General features: G+C 41.4%; 19 protein-coding genes. 12 read left to right on the forward strand and 7 right to left on the reverse strand.

Features of this window, described 5'->3' with window-relative positions; all coding sequences use genetic code 11:
* Positions 1–189 precede the first annotated feature (189 nt).
* The 3 genes from R2B77_RS10150 to R2B77_RS10160 all read right to left on the reverse strand — a co-directional run bounded on the left by R2B77_RS10150 (position 190) and on the right by R2B77_RS10160 (position 2821).
* Positions 190–762 (reverse strand): nuclear transport factor 2 family protein, encoded by a 573-nt coding sequence (locus tag R2B77_RS10150; protein ID WP_203245902.1) that lies wholly within the window; start codon positions 760–762, stop codon positions 190–192.
* Positions 763–966: 204 nt separating this feature from the next.
* Positions 967–1641 (reverse strand): response regulator transcription factor, encoded by a 675-nt coding sequence (locus R2B77_RS10155; RefSeq protein ID WP_212391045.1) that lies wholly within the window; start codon positions 1639–1641, stop codon positions 967–969.
* A 22-nt stretch (positions 1642–1663) separates the two neighbouring features.
* Entirely contained in the window at positions 1664–2821 is a 1158-nt protein-coding gene (locus tag R2B77_RS10160) for a sensor histidine kinase (protein ID WP_203245900.1), read from the reverse strand.
* A gap of 144 nt (positions 2822–2965) precedes the next feature.
* Between R2B77_RS10160 and R2B77_RS10165 the strand changes: the two genes are divergently transcribed.
* The gene (locus tag R2B77_RS10165; protein WP_203245899.1) at positions 2966–3598 is read left to right on the forward strand and encodes a YigZ family protein; all 633 of its coding nucleotides are present in this window, start codon (positions 2966–2968) and stop codon (positions 3596–3598) included.
* 177 nt (positions 3599–3775) lie between these two features.
* Positions 3776–4831 carry an LCP family protein gene (locus R2B77_RS10170; protein WP_203245898.1) on the forward strand — a complete coding sequence of 352 codons (1056 nt, stop codon included), beginning with the start codon at positions 3776–3778 and terminating at the stop codon, positions 4829–4831.
* A 267-nt stretch (positions 4832–5098) separates the two neighbouring features.
* Here R2B77_RS10170 and R2B77_RS10175 read toward each other — a convergent pair whose 3' ends face one another.
* On the reverse strand, positions 5099–6142 hold the full coding sequence (locus R2B77_RS10175; RefSeq protein WP_203245897.1) for a glycosyltransferase family 4 protein: 1044 nt from the start codon (positions 6140–6142) through the stop codon (positions 5099–5101).
* 259 nt (positions 6143–6401) lie between these two features.
* On the opposite strand from R2B77_RS10175, the gene secA2 reads away from it, so the two are divergent.
* Together secA2 and R2B77_RS10185 are read left to right on the forward strand one after the other, a co-directional pair.
* Complete coding sequence (secA2, locus tag R2B77_RS10180; RefSeq protein WP_203245896.1) at positions 6402–8765, forward strand: accessory Sec system translocase SecA2; 2364 nt, start codon at positions 6402–6404, stop codon at positions 8763–8765.
* Positions 8762–9667, forward strand: a complete 906-nt coding sequence (locus R2B77_RS10185) for an accessory Sec system S-layer assembly protein (protein ID WP_203245895.1) — start codon at positions 8762–8764, stop codon at positions 9665–9667. The genes secA2 and R2B77_RS10185 overlap by 4 nt, the downstream gene beginning before the upstream one ends.
* 110 nt (positions 9668–9777) lie before the next feature.
* On the opposite strand, the gene R2B77_RS10190 is transcribed toward R2B77_RS10185, so the two are convergent.
* A complete protein-coding gene (locus R2B77_RS10190) occupies positions 9778–10266 on the reverse strand; it encodes a C40 family peptidase (RefSeq protein WP_203245894.1) in 489 nt (162 codons plus the stop codon).
* Positions 10267–10476: 210 nt separating this feature from the next.
* Here R2B77_RS10190 and R2B77_RS10195 point away from each other — a divergent pair, with 210 nt between their 5' ends.
* The 4 genes from R2B77_RS10195 (at position 10477) to R2B77_RS10210 (ending at position 13285) form a co-directional block, all read left to right on the forward strand.
* A complete protein-coding gene (locus R2B77_RS10195) occupies positions 10477–10725 on the forward strand; it encodes a hypothetical protein (RefSeq protein ID WP_203245893.1) in 249 nt (82 codons plus the stop codon).
* Positions 10726–10949: 224 nt separating this feature from the next.
* A complete protein-coding gene (locus R2B77_RS10200; RefSeq protein ID WP_203245892.1) occupies positions 10950–11102 on the forward strand; it encodes a cytochrome c oxidase subunit 2A in 153 nt (50 codons plus the stop codon).
* A 24-nt stretch (positions 11103–11126) separates the two neighbouring features.
* Complete coding sequence (locus tag R2B77_RS10205) at positions 11127–11630, forward strand: cupredoxin domain-containing protein (protein WP_203245891.1); 504 nt, start codon at positions 11127–11129, stop codon at positions 11628–11630.
* Positions 11630–13285, forward strand: a complete 1656-nt coding sequence (locus R2B77_RS10210) for a b(o/a)3-type cytochrome-c oxidase subunit 1 (protein ID WP_203245890.1) — start codon at positions 11630–11632, stop codon at positions 13283–13285. Before R2B77_RS10205 ends, R2B77_RS10210 begins: the two co-directional genes overlap by 1 nt.
* A gap of 788 nt (positions 13286–14073) precedes the next feature.
* Here R2B77_RS10210 and R2B77_RS10215 read toward each other — a convergent pair.
* A complete protein-coding gene (locus R2B77_RS10215; protein ID WP_203245889.1) occupies positions 14074–15762 on the reverse strand; it encodes a methyl-accepting chemotaxis protein in 1689 nt (562 codons plus the stop codon).
* Positions 15763–16012: 250 nt separating this feature from the next.
* On the opposite strand from R2B77_RS10215, the gene R2B77_RS10220 reads away from it, so the two are divergent.
* From R2B77_RS10220 to R2B77_RS10235, 4 genes are all read left to right on the forward strand, one after another.
* Positions 16013–18115: a methyl-accepting chemotaxis protein gene (locus R2B77_RS10220; protein ID WP_203245888.1), complete on the forward strand. Its 2103-nt coding sequence runs from the start codon at positions 16013–16015 to the stop codon at positions 18113–18115.
* Positions 18116–18876: 761 nt separating this feature from the next.
* The gene (locus R2B77_RS10225; RefSeq protein ID WP_212391043.1) at positions 18877–19479 is read left to right on the forward strand and encodes an ECF transporter S component; all 603 of its coding nucleotides are present in this window, start codon (positions 18877–18879) and stop codon (positions 19477–19479) included.
* 21 nt (positions 19480–19500) lie between these two features.
* Positions 19501–20259, forward strand: a complete 759-nt coding sequence (locus R2B77_RS10230; protein WP_212391125.1) for an energy-coupling factor transporter transmembrane component T family protein — start codon at positions 19501–19503, stop codon at positions 20257–20259.
* Positions 20256–21920 carry an ABC transporter ATP-binding protein gene (locus tag R2B77_RS10235; RefSeq protein ID WP_203245885.1) on the forward strand — a complete coding sequence of 555 codons (1665 nt, stop codon included), beginning with the start codon at positions 20256–20258 and terminating at the stop codon, positions 21918–21920. The genes R2B77_RS10230 and R2B77_RS10235 overlap by 4 nt, the downstream gene beginning before the upstream one ends.
* Before the next feature lie 44 nt (positions 21921–21964).
* Here the strand turns inward: R2B77_RS10235 and R2B77_RS10240 are convergent, their stop codons facing one another.
* Positions 21965–23620, reverse strand: a complete 1656-nt coding sequence (locus R2B77_RS10240) for a methyl-accepting chemotaxis protein (RefSeq protein WP_203245884.1) — start codon at positions 23618–23620, stop codon at positions 21965–21967.
* Positions 23621–23622: the final 2 nt, after the last annotated feature.

Consider the following 23622-nt stretch of genomic DNA (forward strand, 5'->3'; position numbering starts at 1 on the left):
AAAAGAGTGTATTTAGAAATGACTTCGTCATTTCTAAATACACTCACTCCTCGGTAATTGTGTCATGAATAATTTCGCCGAAAGCAAACCGGAAATAGTCAAGTAAAAATAAATGGTTAACCCGCAGACATCTAGTAACAACCATCAAAAAAGACTTCCAGCCATCTTAGCTAGAAGTCTCACATTAAATTATTCTTTAGGTCCATCGGGGATATGGTGGACAGACGTTATTTTCCACTCTCCATCTTCTTTTGCGAACACAGTCACTTGTCGACCACTCGGCTTCGTTTCAAGACCCGTAGATAGTTGCTTATAGGACATCTTCATATTTGAAAATACCTGAGCTTCCTCAGCCGAATACTTTACGATTGTGACATTGGATACTTCGTAATTCAAACTGTACTCACTAAATTGTTCTTCCATAAAAACACGTTCTTCCTCTAGATCATAAGCATCCTTCGACAGTATAGCTAAATGCGCATCTATCTCCTGCTCATTCAACGTTGTGATATACGTCTCGAATGCAGCCAGAAGCTGCTTCTTCTCTTCTGCCGGTATGTCAGCCGCCTCTTCTATTTCGCCACCTGACATATTAAAGCCCACCTGCTTATCGTCTACACCATGATCGATTGCCCCATACCCCGCTGTCGCTTCACCATCATCGACTGATCCTGTGTTAGAAGGAGATGCTCCTTCATCCTTATTACACGCTCCTAGTATCAACAGCATTGACATCACCGCAAAAAGAACTATTTTCTTCATTTTCTTCCTCCTTAGAAAAATACAGAACGAAAGGGCTCCTCCAAGATGGAGGGCCCTTTCAGCTGAATTTAGCCGGAGGCCCCGGCTAAATTCAGCTGAAGCCTCCGGCGGATGTCACGGATTTCTCAAGGTACCTTTTCGAGCAAGCTCGAAAAAACTCCGGACGCAATCACGCCGAGGCCTGATTGATTTAAATTATTTGAATTACTTCACTTCAACCCAGCCATTTTTAATCGCTGTGACAACTGCTTGTGTTCTGTCATTGACAGCCATCTTTTGTAAGATACTTGACACATGGTTTTTAACCGTTTTTTCAGAAATGAACAATGTCTCCCCGATTGTCCGGTTACTCTGTCCATCTGTCAGCAGCTGCAGCACTTCACACTCACGTTTTGTTAGCAAGTGGAAAGGACGACGAATATCATTTTGTTGGAATGACCCTTTATGTTCACGTTCGCTCAAACGGCGAAATTCGCTTACAAGATTATGTGTCACTTTCGGGTGAAGGTACGAGCCACCTGCTGCGACTACTTTAATCGCTTGGACAATTGCATCCGCATCCATCTCTTTAAGCATATATCCAAGTGCCCCTGTTTTTAGTGCGTGAGACACGTAAGACTCATCATCATGAATCGACAGCATAATTACTTTGGCATCTGGGAAATCTTTAATCAATTCTTCTGTCGCTTCGACACCGTTCATGCGTGGCATGTTAATATCCATCAGAACGACATCAGGCTTGAATTGCTCATAAAGCCCTTTTACTTCGCTTCCGTCATCGCCTTCTGCAACGACTTCAAAAGAATTTTCAAAATCAAGAATTCGTTTTACCCCTTCACGGAATAACTGGTGGTCATCTACAATTAAAATTTTTGTCATATTCATTTCCTCCCATTTATGTCTAATCAGCGATTATTTCTTCTCGCAGTGGAATCCGGAAATAGATAATTGTCCCATTTCCAATTGTTGAAGTAATTGACATCTCACCTTTTAGTAATTCTATCCGTTCTCGCATTCCAATCAAGCCAAACGACTTATCTTTCACTTCATTTTGGTCGAACCCTTGTCCACTATCCTTGATGATAATATTCATTATATCGCGAAGCCATTCGATTTTCACCCAAATATCCTTCGACTTTCCATGTTTTAATGCATTTGACACGGATTCTTGTACAAGTCGGAAAATCGACACTTCAAAATCGGTCTTAAAACGTAGCTCTCGACCCGTATTTTGAAAGTGAATTTCAACGCCACTCTCATATTCCTCAACTGTCGATAAGTACTTTCTCAGCGTCGGAATCAACCCAAGATCGTCAAGGGCCATCGGACGAAGATCATAAATGATACGACGGACCTCATAAAGTGCCCCCCTTACCATCTCTTTCAAGTCTGTCAGTTCAAGCAAGGCCAACTCTGGTCCTTTTTCGACAAATGTTTTTTCAATCAAGCCTGAACGGATCATTACATTAGCCAACATTTGCGCAGGACCATCATGAATATCACGTGAAATCCTTTTACGTTCATCTTCTTGAGCCTGAATAATACGAATGCCAAATTCCTGTTTGTGTCTAGCTGTTTCCAGCGCCTCTCCAACATCCTTCAAATCCATATTCAAGTAATTAATGACTGTTGTCACTTGACCGACAAGGTGATTAGCCCGTTCAATCGTCTCCAGAAGTGCGTTCAAGCGCCTGTCCAACTCATCCCTACGAATGCGCAACTGTTTCTCTTCCATTTGGTTAATGGACAACTTGACCAATAAATCATTCGCTACCTCATACGCTTCTCTAACTTGTGCCTCTGAATAATTAGTGAAATTTTTTGAAACGTCGGCAAGTCTTAAACGAGAATGGCGGGTCATACTTTCCAAATAATCGCCTTCAGTTATTACCCGGGAAATATCAACCTTGACTTCAGCTAACTCTTTTTGCATGTCTTCAAAGTTTTTACGACTCTGTTCACTTATAATGAAAATATCATTCTTCGATTGATCCATTACCCGGACCATACTGTTGAAGATTGTTTCAAGCGTTTGGATATCGACTGTATTTTCCTTCACTTACATTTCCTCCCGCCTGGAAAGTCATACAATACCATGTGAAGTGTTGTAAGTACAATGAATACCTTACACACTTCATTTAGTATATCATCATAATAGCTATTAAATATTATAATTGTATTACAAGTGATGGAGGTGTCGCAAATGCGAGCAGATTATTACACAGTAAAAGAATACGGGGAGAGCGAATTGGTCATCCAAAAGTCCAAATTCCTCACCTATGTGAAGCGGGTAGAAACTGAGCAGGAAGCCATTGACTTCATTCAAGACATCAAAAAGATGCATCATACAGCAAGCCATAATTGTTCGGCCTATATGATTGGCGAGCATGATAATATCCAAAAGGCGAATGACGACGGCGAGCCGTCTGGCACAGCAGGTGTCCCCATGCTGGAAGTATTAAAAAAACAAGGCTTGAAGGATACGGTTGTCGTCGTGACACGCTATTTCGGAGGTATCAAGCTAGGCGGCGGTGGGCTCATTCGTGCATACGGTCGTGCAACGACAGAAGGGATTACCTCTACAGGCACAGTCTTGCGAAAATTACACGAGCTCATGAAAGTAACAATTGACTATACATGGCTCGGTAAGGTCGAGAACGAGGTTAGACAATCTCCCTACCCACTAAAAGAAATTAGCTATGCAGATGGTGTCGATCTTTTTATGTATGTCCCTCATATGGAAATTGAGCAATTCACAACTTGGATGACTGAGTTAACAAACGGACAGGCTACTATTTCGTCATCTTCTAGCGAATTTCTCGAATTCGATATTTGAAATAGTATACGTTTTACGAGGATGATAGTATAATGGAAAAGGTTGTAGTTTTTTGTCTACTCATACTTCGCATCCCGTGGCTTTGTCATATTTTCCAACGAATGACAACGAGCTGTAACCTATATGATTAGCTATGATAATAAGTGATTGCATAGCCAATTCCGGAGGAACATTGAAATGAAAAGAAAAGACTATAAAAAACAGAGAAAATCGTCGAATAAATATCTAGTCATTAAAGTCCTAGTTATACTGACATTTTCACTTTTCGTAGTTGTCGTAGCTTATGGCGCCTCACTACAAAAAAAAGCTTTATACGCGGCTGATCAAGCATTCGAGCCCGTTCCTGACAGACCAAAATCTGTTATCCGTGAAGAAAATGTCGAACCAGCCCAAGATAATGTATCTATCTTATTTATCGGGGTGGATGATAGTGAACAGCGAAAACAAGGCGATAGCAATAGTCGGTCCGATGCGTTACTTTTCGCTACATTAAACAAAGAAGATAAATCGGTAAAACTCATAAGCATCCCGCGTGATTCTTATGTCCACATCCCTAAAGTAGGGTACCGCGATAAAATTACACATGCACATGCATTTGGTGGAACGAGCGCAACGATTGACACGATTGAAGAATTATTTGATGTTCCAGTCGATTATTATGTAAAAATGAATTTTAACGCTTTTATTGATGTTGTCGATGCACTCGGCGGCATTGAGGCTGAAGTCCCTTACAACCGAACTGAAAAGGACGAAAATGATAAGAATACAATCTACCTTAAAAAAGGCTTGCAGCATCTAGACGGTAAGCACGCTTTAGCATTAGCCCGAACGCGCAAACTCGATTCGGATGTCGAACGTGGTAAACGTCAGCAAATGATTTTACAGGCGATTATGAAACAGGCTGTATCCGTCAAGTCGATTACGAAGTATGGCGATGTGATTGAAGCAGTCGGTGATAATATGAAGACAGATATGACATTCGACGAAATGAAATCATTTTTGGAATATGCCAAAGGTGGTATGCCGCAAGTTGACACGATTAGCTTGAAAGGCTTTGACGATATGTCGACAGGTACTTATTATTGGAAGCTCGATGAAACCTATTTAGACGAAGTGAAACAGCAGCTACAAACGCATTTGGAGCTCACTCCTAATTCTTCCAGCCTCACTGTCAATCGATCCAACTTGACCGAATCGGCGGATAAAGCTTCCGAAGACTCTTATAACGACTAATATGAAAATGCTAGGCTACATTGCCTAGCATTTTTTTTATGGATTTTTGAAATCTGCCGATCAAAAAAATTGTTTTCAGAACAAACATATTTGCTGAATGAAGATAAAAAATCCGACCATACTACCTAAGTTAACTTAGGTAGTGGCCGGATTTTAACTTGATTCTCAAGTTAAGCCTCCTGGCGGATGTCACAACTTTTGAGGGGAGTCAATTGCGTAAACGCAATTCAAAAGTTGGACGCAATTACGCCAAGGCGTAATTGATTTTTATCTGCCAATCATGCGTACGAGGTTTAATAACGGTCGATAATTTGTACCCGCAAGTCCAATCACTTCAACAAATAGCTCAATGGCAATGAGCATCACGATGATGAGTAAGATTGCGCCCCATACTGTCGCCTGTGAAAAGAGGATTGCCGCAACTCCAAATAGAACGGCCAGTCCATAAATGACGAGAACTGTTTGTCTATGAGAAAATCCTACGCGTAGCAGACAATGGTGTAAATGCGATTTATCTGGAGCCATAATGGGCTGCTTTGTACGTATACGACGGACAATCGCAAAAAATGTATCAGAAATTGGAACACCGAGCAAAATAATTGGGATAATAAGGGAAACAACGGTGATATTTTTAAATCCTAATAAAGCTAAGACTGAAATCATAAATCCAAGGAACAGTGATCCCGTATCACCCATAAAAATTTTCGCTGGATGAAAATTATAAAACAAAAATCCAAGTGAACTTGCTGCAAGAATTGCTGCTGTTGCGATAACGAAAACGTCTCCCATAATGACTGCCATGACTGTCATTGTAATAAGCGCAATCGTGGAAACACCCGCTGCAAGTCCATCCAATCCATCAATTAGATTGATGGCATTCGTAATGCCGATAATCCAAATAATTGTAATTGGGATACTGAAATAACCAAAGTCGAACTGGCCGATAAACGGCAAGTTAATGAAATCAATTTGTAGACCGCCCCAAGTAACGACAACAATCGCCGCTGTTAGTTGACCGGCAAGTTTTATTTTAGCAGTAATTTCAAACATATCATCCAAAAATCCAGTGACAATAATAATGAGAGCGCCAATGAGAATGGCAGTAGCGTGTTCATCTACCGGCCTCAATATGAAGTAACCAATTAGGAATGCACCAAATATTGCAAGACCACCAATACGCGGCATGGCAGATGCATGTACTTTCCGGTAGTTTGGATGATCGACCGCTCCGATTCGGAATGCTAATTTTATAACAAGCGGAGTAAGTAATACAGAGGCTACAAGAGCAGCAGCCATCGCAAGGAATAACATGTCCTTCCTCCCTAAGTAAATCGATAATTTATCAAATCAACAGTATTATAGCATGTTTTAGTTAGAAAAGCATACTACTAGACAATTAATTCAGCCTTCAGCTTCTCTTCTCTATTACTTTTCCCCTTTCCTCCACACCCTATCCCGTCAAATTCCTTCCTTATATATGTAGATATTAGCTTAAGGTAGTCATTTACCATACTTTTTGATAAAATGGGGTCAGGTCCTTTCAAGGATAAGAAAAAAGGAGCGTTCATTCATGTTATCGATTTTCAAACGTTCAAATCAAACGAGCGAAAGACAACTCCGTAAATACAGGAAGATTGTCCAACAAATAAATAAATTAGAACCCACATACGAAGTGATGTCGGACAAACAACTTACCAATATGACAGAAATATTTAAAGAGCGTATCCAATCTGGCGAATCGATTCACTCCATTACTCCAGATGCATTTGCTGTTGTTCGCGAGGCGTCTAAACGAGTGCTAGAAATGCGTCATTTTGACGTTCAACTTATCGGCGGACTCGTACTAACAGAAGGAAATATTGCTGAGATGCCGACTGGTGAAGGTAAAACACTTGTTGCTTCCCTCCCCTCCTATGTTCGTGCACTGGAAGGTAAAGGTGTCCACGTCATTACAGTGAACGACTACCTTGCCAAAAGGGATTATGAACAAATTGGACAAATCCATCGTTTTCTTGGTCTCACAGTAGGACTTAACCTCCCTATGATGCAAGTCCATGAAAAGCAGGCGGCCTATCATGCCGATATTACATATGGAGTCGGAACTGAATTTGGTTTCGACTATTTACGGGATAACATGGCACACCAAATGACCGAACATGTTCAACGTCCATACCATTTCGCAATTATTGATGAAGTGGATAGTATTCTCGTTGACGAGGCAAAAACACCGCTGATTGTAGCCGGTAAAATGCAGGCAGATGCTGATCTCCATCTCATTGCCGCACGTCTAGCCAAACGTTTCAAAAAAGGGATAGATTTCGATTTTGATGATGAAACGAAAGCTACCTCACTGACAGACACTGGCATTGAAAAGGTCGAAAAATCATTCGGAATAGATAACTTGTACGATTTAGAGCATCAAACGCTTTACCATTATGTCATCCAAGCAGTCCGCGCTTATGTTATCTTTGAGCGCGATGTAGATTATATTGTACGTGATGAAAAAATTGAGCTTGTTGATATGTTCACGGGACGGATTATGGAAGGCCGCACACTTTCCGACGGACTTCATCAGGCAATTGAAGCCAAAGAAGGATTACCGATTACCGAGGAAAACAAAGCGCAGGCACAAATTACAATCCAAAACTATTTCCGTATGTATCCACAGCTTTGCGGGATGACAGGTACGGCTAAAACGCAAGAAAAAGAATTTAACGAAGTATATGGGATGACCGTTATTCAAATTCCGACAAACCGCCCTACTTTACGCGTAGATTCTTCTGATAAGGTCTACAAAACAATCGATCAAAAATATAAGGCGATGGCGCAAGAAGTCGCTGAACGCAATAAAAAAGGACAACCCGTTCTGGTGGGTACGACATCTATTTTACAATCGGAAAAGGTTGCCAAATACTTGAATCAGCACAAACTAAACTTCAACTTACTAAACGCTAAAAGTGTTGAACAAGAAGTTGAACTAATCTCTCAAGCAGGACAGCTCGGCCAAATCACTGTTGCGACAAATATGGCAGGACGTGGTACGGACATTGTACTTGGTGAAGGTGTTGAAGCACTGGGTGGACTATTTGTCCTTGGTACTGAAAAACATGAAAGCCGTCGTATCGACAACCAGCTTCGAGGTCGCTCAGGGCGACAAGGCGATCACGGTGAAAGTCGTTTCTTTTTGTCTCTTGAAGATGATATGTTCAAACGCTTCGCCAAGGATGACCTTGAAAAGTTCCTGAAAAAAGTAACTGCAAACGAAGATGGACTCGTCACAAATCCTGAAGTCGATGAACTAACAGAACGGACACAGCGTATTGTCGAAGGTGCCCACTACTCCATGCGCGAGTATAACTTGAAATTGGATGATGTCATTAGTGATCAACGTAAAGTTGTCTACTCACTTCGCGATAAAGTGATTGAGCACGATGGCATTCTCGAACAGCTGAAAACAATGTTAGCTGAGACTGTAGAATTTGTTATTTATGATAGTTGTGCGGAAGAGGACACTCCAAGCAACTGGGACTTCGAACGGATTGAAAGAACTATCAATGATTTACTGTTGGAGCCAGTTTCACTTCCAACCACACTTGAAAAAACAGCCGATATTCTAAATTTATATAAAACATCACTTGATGATTTATTTACTTTCATTGATTCATTCGAGGATGATGAGCAAGTGAATCAGATGCTGCCACAGGCAATGCTTTCTTATATCGACGTAATGTGGACCAAGCATCTAGAAGTAATGACACGCCTCAAGGAAGGAATCGGGTTACGCTCTTACGGACAAGAGGACCCAATGCGAATTTACCAGCGTGAAGGGCTCGAATTATTCGGTCGGAACTACCAGAAATTGCGTCGCAATATCGCTTCCGAAGTAATCGGCTTTATGAAACTTATCGCACAGCAAAAGGAGGCACAACAATGAAACTTTTTTCATTTTTTAAACAAACCGAAAAGACCGGATCTGAAAGCGCGATTGATTCTGAAGAAATCATTGATGGTCTAGATACATCTAGCCATACAGATGATGTCGAAACCACACTCTCCCTTCATCCAGAATGGGACGTGCCACAGGAGCAAGACTATGTGTTTCGGTTCTTATCTAATGAGCTTGAACCACTTAAAGCAAATCAAATTTCTTTATCTGGAATTGACATTGATGTTGAAACGGCTAACGGTAGCTGGCTTGTTAAAGCATTTTTCCGTTCCTCACTCGATCAACAAATCTCTGTCGGTCCCGTTGAATTATTGCTCCTTGACGATGAGGATAAAGTGCTCGCTTCAAATGAATTCGATTTAACGGAGCTCGGAGAAATCCCAGCTCGCAGTGCTAGACCATGGGTATTTGTATTTCCGAAGAATACTACCCACGTAGAGCATCCTCCTACAGAAAACTGGAAACTGGCATTCAATGTTCAATCATTAGTGCCCCATAGACTTGACCTAGAACAAGCATGGGAAGACGGCTTGACAGACGAGCAAAAAGAAGGCCTTGCAACAGTTGTCCAAGGTCTTCCAAAATTGAATTCGCGCGAAGTAAATATTAGTGGATTCCAAGTGATGCAGCAGGAGGACGGCAGTATAGTAACTTCCGTTTTCATCCGGAATGGTCACTCCAAGCAAATTGATATTGAGCAGCTACCGCTTGAACTCATTGACGCAACAGGTGATCTCGTAGCCAAAGGTTCTTTTGAGCTTGCTCCACTATCTGTAAAAGCAAACACATCTAAACCATGGACGTTTATCTATCCAAAGGAATTAATCCAAAAGGCAGAGCCAGACCTGTCACGTTGGACAGTTCGTGTACCACAACAAAATGCGGAATGAGTAAAAGCTGCCTAGCGAAGTTGAAAACTTTACTAGGCAGCTTCTTTATGTTCTACCATAAAAGCACCGCATATCCAGTCAGGATATGCGGTGCTGTTTGTTTTATGAAATTAGTTAAGTGAAGCAACTGCATCGAAGTTTGTGACGCGCTTAGCACCAATATAGCGACTTCCCCAATAGTAAGGATCGTTTAGCTTATCGATGCGGACACCTCTTGAAGTAGATGCGTGTGCAAATTGACCATTACCTATGTATATACCAACATGTGAAACGCCTTTTCCAGTTGTGTTAAAAAATACGAGGTCACCAGCTTCCAAGTTTGCCTTAGTAACTGCCTTCCCTGATGCATACAAACTAGAAGATGTGCGTGAAACTTTAATGTCATGTGCTTTAAAAACATAATTAATAAATCCTGAACAGTCAAATCCTTTTGTAGATGAACCACCATAGCTATACTTAACACCGATTAAACTTTTTGCTGTTTTTGTAAGATCAGTTGCGGCTGCCGCTTCTGCTTGTCCAGTGAAAGGAGCTATAAATAACAGTAGTGCCATTACAACGATTACAGCTGACTTTTGTAACTTAACTATATTCTTCATATGTTCCCCCAATGAATTTATTTATCTGAAAACTAACTAAAATAACTTTAACATGTTTGATTAAGCCTAAACATTACATTCGTGTAACAAATCCATTACATATCATGTCATTTATTTCTCTTTCGAAACATAATTGTCTTAATAGATGGTTTAAAGTGATAGAGAGCGGGAATACAAGGGAGAGGACATATTAAAATGGAGGCGGGTGAAGTGAAAGAAGTCTTTCATGAAATATACGGCATGACCGGATTGATAACAAATGGTCATTTTGAAGCTTTTAGTGAATGGAAAAATCCACAACACCGTTACTTCAAAAATGACGACCGTGATCCAGCCGCAGGAGATTACGAGCCTATCCAAAGGGACAAACAAAGAACCTTAATGGAAGTGAAGCAGCGTGCAGAGATACTTGTTCCGATGCGCGGGGCGCGTGAAAAAACGGATCACAATCCGCAATAAGCACATGATCACTATACTTCTACATTATACAAAACCGCATTCCACCTCGGAATGCGGTTTTCTTTATGTTTAAGATTATGTCGGAACTATGAAGAGGAGGTGAACAAAATGTGAAACATTTCTACTTTCCTCTTCAGATAGGGACTTCCCTAATTCCCGTATTTCACCATTTGACTATGATAAAAGTATGACATGCAACTTCATCACGAAGAGGAGGTGTAACAATGGGAAACAAAAATCCAAAGCAACAACAGTCCAATTCTACTGAAATGGATGCCGAAGTTAGTTTAAAAGGAACTTTTATCTCTGTTATGTTAGTCGGTATTTTTATTCTAATTTCTTGGTTCGGGCTGTACGCACTATTTCTATCTAGATAATGATAACGTCAGGAGGGTAAACGTATGCATTTGCACAAGTATGAAAAAATTTGGCTCACTCTTGGGGTAGGGTCACTCGCATTATTTCTAGTCATCATAGGATTTGCTGCATTTTGGAAAGGTACACATCCGCAAAGTCATATTGAAATTATTGATCCACAAAATGTGGAGGCTCACGATTCATTTAAACAAGAAAATCTTGGACTGCGTGAGGTGGCCGACGGAAAATATATCGTCAACATTCTCGCTTCTGCATTCAACTATGATATGGGAAAAGACGCGGACGGTAACCCTGTGAAAACAATTCGCGTACCAAAAGGCTCTACCGTTCTTTATCAAATTACGACAACAGACGTTGTCCACGGCTTCAACGTTGCTGGAACAAACGTCAATATGATGGTCGAACCCGGTCACATCAGTCGGTATGAGACCGTTATGAAAAACGCTGGGGAGTTTACAATCGTTTGTAATGAGTACTGTGGTATCGGTCACCACATTATGTATGGAACAGTGGAGGTGTATGAATAATGGCTACGAATGAACTTTCAATATCAAAAAAAGAATCCAAGTTATACATGTCATTTATGTACGTTACATACGTAGCGTTGCTTATCGGTGGTTTGATGGGGCTATTACAAACACTCGTCCGTTCTGGTAAATATACACTACCATTCAACATCGATTATTATACGATTTTAACAGTACATGGTGTTATTCTCGGACTTGTCTTGACGACATTTTTCATCATCGGCTTCCAATTTTCACTGATGGGAAAAACAGTTGGCATTACTGATAAACAGAGAAAAGTTGCTTGGATTGCTTTCTGGGTAATGGTCATTGGAACGACTATGACTGCCATTACGATTCTCGTAGGTGAGGCATCTGTTCTTTACACATTTTACGCACCACTTCGAGCACATCCGGCCTTTTACTTTGGATTAGCACTCGTTATCATTGGTAGCTGGATTGCTGCATTCGTTAACTTCCGTCAACTGTATGTATGGAAGAAAGCACATAAAGGTGAAAAATCACCGTTACTCGCATTCATGGTCGTCATCAATATGATCATGTGGTTCATCGCATCACTGGGGGTTGCTTCTGCAGTAATCATTCAGTTCATTCCCTGGTCACTTGGTTATGCCGAGACGATTAACGTTCTGCTAAGCCGTACATTATTTTGGTATTTCGGTCATCCACTTGTTTATTTCTGGTTGCTTCCTGCTTATATGGCTTGGTATGCAATCATCCCGAAAATCATCGGTGGAAAATTATTCAGTGATTCACTTGCTCGATTAGCTTTCATTTTACTGTTGATGTTCTCGATTCCTGTAGGCTTCCACCATCAGCTAACAGAGCCTGGTATTGATCCAACATGGAAGTTCATTCAAGTCGTCTTGACGTTCATGGTTATTATTCCATCACTCATGACTGCATTCTCTATTTTTGCTACGTTTGAAGAAGCAGGTCGTAGAAAAGGCTATAAGAGTCTATTTGGCTGGTTTAAGAAGTTGCCATGGAAAGATGTTCGTTTCCTCGCTCCATTTATCGGTATGGTAGCATTCATCCCTGGGGGTGCGGGCGGTATTATTAACGCGTCCTATCAAATGAACGCGCTTGTGCATAATACGATTTATATTACTGGGCATTTCCATTTAACTGCTGCGACAACCGTTATTTTAACCTTCTTCGGAATTACGTATTGGCTTGTTCCACATTTAACTGGCCGAAGATTGACGCCGAAGTTGAATAAGCTTGGATTGATTCAGACATATATTTGGACGATTGGTATGGCCATTATGTCTGGCTCCATGCACATTCAAGGGTTACTAGGTGGACCGCGTCGTTCGAATTTCTCTGAGTACGCTGGCGGCGATCAAGTAGCGACATGGATTAGTTACCAAATTGCACAAGCTGTCGGTGGAACAATTCTGTTCATCGGGATTATTCTAATGGTGTATATTTTCATCCAATTGACCTTCTTTGCACCACGTGGCGTGGAGGAATTCCCAATTGCAGAGGAAGCTACAAACGCACAGCCGACGCCTAAGTTTCTTGAAAACTGGTATTTATGGGTTGGTATTACGATTGCGCTTATCCTATTTGCCTATACAATTCCAGTGTTCGATATTTTGAAACACTCACCACCAGGCTCAATTCCATTTGATTGGCCGATTGGTAGATAATAAGAAAAGCGTAGGGAGCGGCTGGTGCTCAAAGCCTAGACAATAATCAAAGTAGCCATACAGCTGGGAAAATTCCAGTCGTATGGCTTTTTTTGCTTCACTAGTTTATAATCTTTTCTTCACTTCTATTGATCAACCACTTACTTAGAGTTATAACTAGCAAGCAAGAACCAGAAAACGTCCTGTTTACTGGACATATCCGGTTTACTTTCGGCAATGGATGGACGTTAGAATAACCGCAACACCTTTCTCGCTTATCCTATTGTGGATCATTGCCTGTCGCAAACCTCCAATGCTCAAATGAAGAATATAGGTACTTGGAAAGAAAAGAATAGATGACATTGTCAAAGTATGTAAGTTCCCGAAGATACAATTTCGGGAACTATTGGACATTGAATAAAGTTTTTACTTTTTCATGTTGCGAAACATTTTAGAAGAAAGTGATAGAGTTTAAAATAATAATGGTAGAAATGATGGAGATAGCAGTAGCCGCCAAAATTGTATCTTTGGCGGCTTTTATAAAGTTAGAATACCTCTATTCTTTTATTCCCCAAAAATATTGATGCTTTATGTAGTATTTTCTTTGGATAGCGCCGTATGGACAGTTGCCATACGATTACCGAAAGAAATGATTGGGGATGTGATGCAGTCACATCCCCAATCATAAAAACAGCTCGGATATTGCATCGTAGCCGTCCATTCCAAAGCGTTCCAAGAGGTATAAGATACACTAAGTCCCAACAATCTAATTCAGTTATTTTTTATTTTATCTAAAATCATATCTTTTCTTATTGTTCCTCGATCGCGAATCGTTTGACAGATGCTTCTAGCTGGTCGGCTAGTGTGGAGAGTTCTGTCACGCCTGCTCTCATTGCTTCTACTTGGTGTGATGAGTGCTCTGCTGATGCTGTTGTTTGCTGAACGCCTGCGGCTGATTCCTCTGCGATAGAGGCGACTTCCGTCACACCTTCTGTCAATTTACCACCAATCTCCTCAAGGTGACGCAAATCTTGAGACATGACATTCGTCTGTTCATTCATCGTTGTCGCAAGCTCTGAAATCTCCTCGAATACAACACCTGTATCCAGTACTTTTTGTTTACCATCTTCTACACTCGTATAGCCGCTTTCAAGTGCTTTGACGGCACTTGACGATCCTTCTTGCACTGTGTTAACGATGGTCGTAATCTCGCTGACAGATTCAGCAACCTGTTCCGCAAGCTTTTTCACTTCATCCGCCACAACAGCAAATCCTTTGCCGTGTTCACCAGCACGTGCCGCTTCAATTGCGGCATTGAGTGCGAGTAAATTCGTTTGCTCAGCAATGTCACTAATAACTGTAACGAGTGTTGAAATTTCTTTCGTCTGATTATCCAATTGCTTAATCGTTGCGACAGAGTCATTGACTACTGTATAAATGGTATTCATCTGTTGGACAGAGCTATCCATCATTTCATTTCCACTTATTGTCCGCTCTAAGATTGCTTGTGAGGAGGACATAATTTGCGTACCAGCCTCATTCGCATGTTGAATATCTTCAAAAACAGTCCCTACCATTTCAGCCATATTAGAAGCTGTATTCGCCTGTGCTTCAGATCCAGCAGCAAGCTGTTCCATCGTAGCGGCAATTTGGTTCGTTGAATCGCTTACTACAACGGACGTTTCAGTCAACTCCGTACTTCTACCATTTACTTGACGAGAAATCGCCAATGTATCAGTTAAAATTCTTTGAATCGATTCTCTCATTTTATTAATGGAGTGAATTTGCTGTCCAACCTCATCTTTTCTTTTTGTTTCGAGGGGCTCATCATTAAATATTCCTTCAGCCATTCGCTCCATCCTTGTTGAAACCGTTACGATAGGTCTAGAAATACTCCTTGCCATAAAGTACGAAATTGCAAGCCCAGCTAAAATAACTATAATTGTAATGATGTAGTTTAGAGTCTGCGATGCATAACCTGCCTTCACATCCTCTTTCCCATCAGCAAGTATTATCTCCTGCCTACTGGTCGCCAAACTGTCGAATCCTGCCATTAATTCACGGGCAAGCGGCTGCGCAGTCTCACTATCAATGCGAAGTGCTTCCGATTGCCTTCCTGCCATTACTGCTGGGAATACTTGGTTCGTCATTATTTCACGCCACTCAATACTTTTAGCAATCAGGCTCTTAACTTCCTCGGAGGAAGTTATTTGCTCAAGCTCTTCTTGAAGGTTAACACTTTCCTCTGTCAATGAATTGAATGCTTCCACGTATTGCATATCACCGTAAAGAAGATAACCACGGGCCTTTGCCACGCGGTCTGCTATATTAAATGCAAGTCGTGAATCAGTGATCAGCAATGGTAATTGCTCTTCCGTCGTATTTTCTGTCGATTTAATGAGGCTATTAATTCCCCTGACGCCACTCGTGGCCAACAGTGCCGTCAATAAAAGCACTACTCCAAAACCTACTAATATAGTCCCCCGTAATGTCCTCATTTCAAATCCTCCAATTCTTCAATTCTTTTTATAGGCTATACCATTCCTATCGGTTATTAACACTGAAAATGAATGCAGAAAATGTCGAAACTTAAATATTTTTGCGAATTATCTCACGATTTCCCAATTTAAGCCAAATGTTACTCAATAGGAAAACGAAAGCATGTCTTTCGTCCCTGCATTCCTTCATTGTTGAACCCTGCCGAATGATGTATACTGAAAGAAAATCCAATAAAGGTGGAGTTTGTTAATGAAAAAAACAAATCGAATTGCATGGAAACTATCTGCATTGATTATAGGCTTGTTTTTAGTTTTGTTCGCAGCCTATTCAATTGTTACAAGCATAATCTTACATAATCAAAGTATTCAAGACGCGGAGGAGGCAGCGATTAGCAACACAGAGTTATACGCTTCCACAATGAGCGATCGCTTTAAAAAAACCAATGAAATGCTTCATACAACAAAAAACATTTTCGAAACGTTACAGGCGCAGGGTAATTTGACTGCCGATGAGATTATTAGCGTAATTGAAAATAACTTGGTCAATAATCCGGACGCAACTGGAATGGCCGCTATTTTTGAAAGTGGGTCTATCCCGATTGACCAATCCGTTTCAAATGAGCTAATTGATCCGGCAAAACGATTTATTCCTTATCTTTATAAGGATGGAGACAAAGTCAATGTTGAAGCGCTGAGTGGCTATGAAATTGAGGGCGAGGGGGATTGGTATTTGGTCCCCAAAAATGAGAAACGTGCTATTTTGACTGAGCCTTACGACTATAGTGCTGGCGGTGAAATCGTCCCGATGACAACGATTTCAGTACCATTGCTAACAAAGACAGGCACTTTTTTCGGTGTGCTAACGACAGATTTGTCCATCGATTTTTTAAATGAATTGGTCAACACAATTGAACCTTCTGGTGGGTATGCGAGTATTATTACAGACGCTGGATTTTTAACGGCCAATAGCTTTAACGAGGAATTGAACGGAACGAGTATGCAAGAATCCTTTGAATGGGATGCCATTGCAAACACATTACGTCAGGGAGAAATTTCTACATTTTACGTTGATTCCAAGCAGTTGGATGAAAACTCCTTTAACACTTTTGCACCTGTAGTACTCGACCATATTTCTGATACATGGGCAGTACAAACAGTTGTCCCGAAAGCGAAAATTTTAGAAACGTATAATACCATCTTATTTTTAACGATTATTTCAGCTGTCGTCATGGTGTTACTCATGTCAGCCGCTACATTCTGGTTCATTTTCAAACAATTAAAGCCACTTGCTTATTTACGTGATTCAATCGAAACGGCAGCAGCTGGCGATTTGACGAAAAATGTCGATGAAAAATATATTCAAACTGATGAAATTGGTGAAGTTGCACTTGCCTACAACCATATGCTACAAAGAACCAATGACGCCATTCACACTGTTTTAGACTCTTCTACCCAACTAAACGAGTCATCGAGTCGAGTCAGTCAGGTTTTCGAAAAAATTGTTGCATCAAGCCAGGAAGTATCAATGGCGACGGACGAAATTGCACACGGCGCCTCCAAGCAATCAGAGGATACGGAGGAAACAAGCCACCGCATTGTCGATCTGTCGGACCAAATGGAGTCACTCACTGAGCTGTCTAACAGTATGAATGACTTGTCTAAACAAACGGAAACATCGACTGAAATCGGAATGACAGAAGTTCGAAAGCTACGTGAACATAATGTTGCTACGAATGAAATGAATGAGAAGGTACAGCAGCAAATTGAAACGCTGACAGCTAAAATAGCAGATATTAACCAAGTCATTACATCCATTCACGGCATTACTGCGCAAACGAATTTATTGGCGCTCAATGCCAGTATTGAAGCCGCACGTGCTGGAGAACATGGCAAAGGCTTTGCTGTTGTTGCAGAAGAAGTGAGAAAGCTAGCTGAGCAATCAAGCTCAGAAACGGATGTCATACAACAAACAGTTCAAGAAATATTAGTCGAATCTCAACAAACTGTTGCTGTCATTACGGCCAATATGCAATTGATGGAAGAACAAAATCAATCCGTAACAAGCACAGAATCTTCCTTTATCCGCAATGCGGAGCTTGCGCAGCAAATGGGCGGATCGATTGATGAGTTAGCGACTAAACTTGCAGAAATGATGGAACATAAAGACCGTGCATTACTAGCCGTTCAAAGTGTTGCCGCGATTTCAGAGGAAACCGCCGCTTCTGCTGAAGAAGTGAGTGCTTCGGCAGCAACTCAGCAAAGCGAGCTCGAGCGTGTCGCGGAGTCTACTGCACATATGTACACCATTGCGCAGGAGCTACAAGAGGTTGTTAATCGCTTTAAGTTATCATAATACTAGTTTGAGAATGCTCACACCGACTTCCGCTTTAAGGGGAGTCGGTTTTTTTATGGTCATTTCGCGAGAATTGTTACACACTTCCAAGTTTGTTGGACACTTTGTTAAAATGGTTGCACACTCTCCATGAATCGTTGGACACTTCGCGAGAATTGTTGCACACTACCAAGTTCGTTGCACATTTTGCTGAAATGGTTGCACACTCTTCGTGAAATGTTGGACACTTTGCGAGAATTGCTGCACACTTCCAAGTTCGTTGCACACTTTGCTAAAATGGTTGCACACTCTCCATGAATCGTTGGACACTTCGCGAGAATTGTTGCACACTTCCAAGTTCGTTGCACATTTTGCTGAAATGGTTGCACACTCTTCGCGAATCGTTGGACACTTTGCGAGAATTGTTGCACACTTCCAAGTTCGTTGCACACTTTGCTAAAATGGTTGCACACTCTTCGTGAATTGTTGGACACTTTGCGAGAATTGTTGCACACTACCAAGTTCGTTTCACACTTTGCTGAAATGGTTGCACACTCTACGAGAATCGTTGGACACTTTGAGAGAATTGTTGCACACTTCCAAGTTCGTTGCACATTTTGCTGAAATGGTTGCACACTCTCCATGAATCGTTGCACACTTCATCCATCCGGTTATAAATTCACTCTACTAAAAATTCTATTTGTAAGTTATAATCATATAGACATCTGTCATGACACATGTGTTGATGTCAAGAAACTACAATGAGAAGAGGTATTTATCCGATGAAGAAAAACAGTATGTGGTCATTGAACTTCTCAACGGCCGCGCTTGTCCTTATTCCTGCTGCAATCGGCATCAACTATTTAGGAAAATTATTTGCCGGTCTACTCAAGCTACCGCTTTGGGTGGATTCTATCGGAACGGTGCTGGCTAGTATGCTAGCAGGTCCGATTATCGGTGGGATTGCTGGAGCTTTGAACAATATTATTTATGGATTTACTGCTGATCCGATTTCATTCGTCTATGCCATTACGTCGGCAGTTATCGGGCTTGTCGTTGGGGTTATGGCCTATAAAGGCTGGATAGCGAATGTCGGAAAAGCACTCATTCTCGGACTTGTTGTCGGTATTATCGCCGCCACTGTTTCGACACCTCTCAACATACTGTTTTGGGGCGGACAAACAGGGAATGTATGGGGTGATGCACTCTTTGCAACAATGATGTCCAATAACATGCCCCTATGGTTTGCTTCATTCGCAGACAGCATTGTTGTCGATGTGCCAGATAAAATGGCAACTGTCCTCATTAGCTTTCTGATTTTCAAAGGACTACCGAAAAACGTAACGCATATGTATGATAATCGTTCAAAAATCGAACGACTATAAGGAGAGACTTCTGTGAAAAACATGACACTGTATGTACAAAAGGATTCAGTCATTCATGATGTCGATCCGCTTTCCAAGCTATTATTCGTCTTCATCTCCATCGCTTTGACATACATTGTTCCGAATCATTTATTCGTCATCGGTGTCTTGACGTTTACGCTTCTTCTACTGCTTACCGGCAAAGTATTCAAGTACATTTTGCCGGTTATTGCACTTAGTATGCTATTAATTGTTTCAATTGTTATCGTTCAGGGCTTCTTCCATCCCGACCGCACAACCGTTTTGTTTGAAATCGGTCCTTTACCTATCTATAAGGAAGGATTCGCTTTCGCGTTGCTATTGATTCTTCGCATTCTCAATATGGTTTGCGCATTCGGTGTCCTCATTCTAACGACCAAACCGGACAGTCTTGTCGAATCGCTTATTCATAAAGGGATGTCACCCAAAATCGGCTATGTCTTTCTATCTGTTTTGCAGATTATCCCACAAATGATGGCGGTGACGGGAAAAATTACTGATGCACAGCGCGCTCGCGGAATGGAAACAGAAGGTAAATTACTAATACGGATAAAATCATTCATCCCCCTTCTCGGTCCCGTTGTTCTCAATTCATTGAACGATACGCGAGAACGGTCGATTGCACTGGAGATACGGGGATTTAATGCCAAAGGGAAGAAGACTTTTTTGAATGAAACCTCATATTACAAATATGGGGTAACGCTAAAAATATTGCTTGTTTGCATACTGCTTTCCACCATCGTTTGGAGGATTACCCAATGACGCATATTCGTGTAGAAAATCTCAAATATAAATATCCGAACACTGACACCTTCGCGCTAGACGATGTGTCCTTCACTATTGAAAAAGGGCAATTCATTGGCATTGCTGGAATGAATACGGCAGGAAAAACAACACTCTGCTATGCGCTAAGTGGGCTTATTCCCCACTTTTTTAAAGGGGCATACGGCGGAAATGTTTTCATTGATGAGATGGAAGTATTTACACATACTATTAGCGATGTGACAGCAAAAGTTGGGCTCGTTTTTGAAAATCCATTTTCTCAAATGACGGGCGCAAAATTTACGGTGTACGATGAAATCGCGTTTGGTCTTGAAAATCTCGGTATCCCGCGCGAAGAAATGCATAAACGTATCCAGGAAAGTATGCGCCTACTCGATATCGAAGCATTGCGAGATAACAATCCATTTTCGCTTTCTGGTGGACAAATGCAGCGAGTTGCCATTGCCAGCGTCATTGCCATGAAGCCGGATATTTTAATTTTAGATGAACCTACTTCCCAGCTTGACCCACAAGGCTCTGAGGAAGTGTTCCGTGTTGTTGAAAACCTGTCGAAGGAAGGTATGACCATTGTGATGGTCGAGCAAAAAGTAGAGAAGCTTGCCGAGTATGCTGATAAAATATTTCTTATGCATGGTGGAAAATTGATCGATGCTAGCACGCCGACAGAAATTTTTTCACGCGATGATTTACAAATGTTTGGCGTAGAACCGCCTATCTACACGACTGTTGCAAGGGCTCATCAACTACGCAATGAAGAAACCGGTCTATATCCGATTTCACTCGTTGAAATGCCTACCAATGGTATCCATAGCAACACGATTCAATTCGTTGAGAAACCTACGGACGAAACCGATTCTCCTGAAATAACGGTCACTAATTTGGATTTTAATTACACAAAGAATAACCCTATCTTACAGGGAATTAATGCGACATTTCGGGGGAAACCGATCGCCATTATCGGGCAAAATGGTGCGGGGAAAACGACTTTCGTCAAATTGCTAAAAGCCTTATTAAAACCGAAGTCTGGCGACATCATCGTGAATGGCAAAAACACCAAAGACATGACGGCAGCTAAGCTTGCCGCCACAATTGGACTCGTCTTTCAAAATCCAAATGACCAGATTTTCAAAAATAATGTCTTGGATGAAGTGATGTTTGGGCCACTTAACATCGGACAGACAGCAGAAGTTGCGCGTGCCAATGCGGAGAAAATGCTGGAGCAAGTAGGCTTGTTACATACAGCGGAAGAAAATCCCTATGATTTAAGTCTTGCCGAACGGAAAATGATTGCCGTTGCATCGATTCTCGCAATGGATACGGACATTGTAATTTTCGATGAACCATCGATGGGACAGGATGCACGTGGTAAAGAGAAGTTGAAGGAGATTATTCACGGATTGTATGCACAGGGCAAACTCGTGCTGTGCATTTTACATGACATGGATTTTGTAGCTGCAACATTTGGACGGACAGTTATTTTTAGTAACGGCGAATTGCTATATGACGGTCCAACACGACAGGCATTCGCAGAGCAAGCTATTCTCACCACTGCACGTGTAGAGCAGCCTCATCTTACACAACTCGCTTGTAGAATGGGCTCTACCGAGGTTGTATTATCAATCGACGAATTCATTCAATGAAAGAGCAAAAGACCGCCTTGCAAAAAAGCGGGGCGGTCTTTTACTTATAATTTGAATCTTGTAATCATGGTATTTAAGTCCTCCGTTAATTCACGTAGGGCAGTTACCTTATCCACAACTTTTCCAATAGAGTTCAGCTGTTCCTCCGCAGACGCAGAAATCTCTTCGCTACCCGCAGCCGTCTGTTCGACGACGGCACTAATGTTTTCTGTATTTTCCAGAACAGTATTATTAAACTGCTGCGACGTGTCCGCACCTGCCACAAGATCTTCCAACGCATCTGTAATGCTATCCATTTTGTCTTCAATATTAGTGAAAGCATTGAGTGTGCGTGTCACATTGTCATCTTGTGCTGTCGCAATTTCCACACCTTTTCCTACTGATTCTGCAATTGAATTGAGTCCTCCTTTAATCAGGTTGACCATATCAAAAATCTGCACGGTTGCTGCGGTAGAAGCATCTGCAAGTTTCCGCACTTCCTCAGCAACGACAGCAAAACCTTTCCCTGCTTCTCCAGCGCGTGCAGCTTCAATTGCAGCATTTAAAGCGAGTAAATTTGTCTGTGTTGCAATGTCAGAAACTGTTTTTGCCATCTCTTCGATGCTTCCCGCATACTGTGTAAATTGTTCAGTCGCTTTTTCGATTGATTTCGACGCTTCGTTATTGTTGTCGATTAGTGCACGCTGCTCATCAATCGCTCCACGACCTTCTACAATTGCTTGATTGGCCAATGCTGCATACTCAGCAGAATTTTTAGCACGTTCAACATTTGTGCCAAATTCATGATTCATCTGTTCAATGAGCTCTACCGAACTTTGTAAATCCTCGGAAATGCTTTGTGTGCCCTTTGCCAGCTCTTCCGTCGAAAGTGTCACCTGATTACTTGCTTCGGCAAGATAACTGTTTTCAGTTTCCAGCTCTTTTGCATAGTTATCCACATTTCGACTCGCAGCATCAATCGATTGCAGAAGTGAGCGTAGCTGATCCGTCATCGTTGTGAATGCATGATTCAACTGCCCTAATTCATCTTTTTTATCATAGCCTATTGCCTCTACGATGAGATTACCCGATGCAATTTCCTCCGCATTTACAGCTAGTTTTTGAAGTGGATTTGTTATGGCATTTGCCAATCGAAGAATAATCACAATCGTTCCCACTATGACAAAAATAGTTCCAAGTACGGCAAAAGTAATGACGTCCTTAATCTGCTTCGCGAGTAATTCTTGTAAATAATCATAATGTGCGGATGTAAAAAGATCCACCATGTAAATATCGTTGACAATTCCTACATTACGAAGGGATTGTCGATTAATTTCCGCGGAGTTGTTCTCTTCAACTGCTCCGAGTGCTGCCTCTTTTAATAAAACAAATTTCTCCTGCGCTTTTAATAAAATATCTCGGGCTTCTTGCTCTTTCACAAGACTTACAGCCGCATCAAATGTTAAGGTTGTCAAATCAAGCTGATTACGTACATTCTCCTTATTGCCGTCCGTCATGTTATAAGCGAGCGTATTTAAGCTATTCATCGTTGCTTTCGTTTCTGCATTCACGTCATGAACCGCTAATAGTACGTCTACATAATCACTGCTTGTATTTTGAATCGCCATCATCCTAAATATAATCACTGCTATCATAATAATAGAGAGACCAAGCACGGAGAGTGAATTGAGTAATATCTTTTTCTTAATGGTCATGTTCATAT

It is taken from the genome of Sporosarcina beigongshangi (genome assembly GCF_033485195.1).
In the GTDB taxonomy this organism is placed as follows: Bacteria; Bacillota; Bacilli; order Bacillales_A; family Planococcaceae; genus Sporosarcina; species Sporosarcina beigongshangi.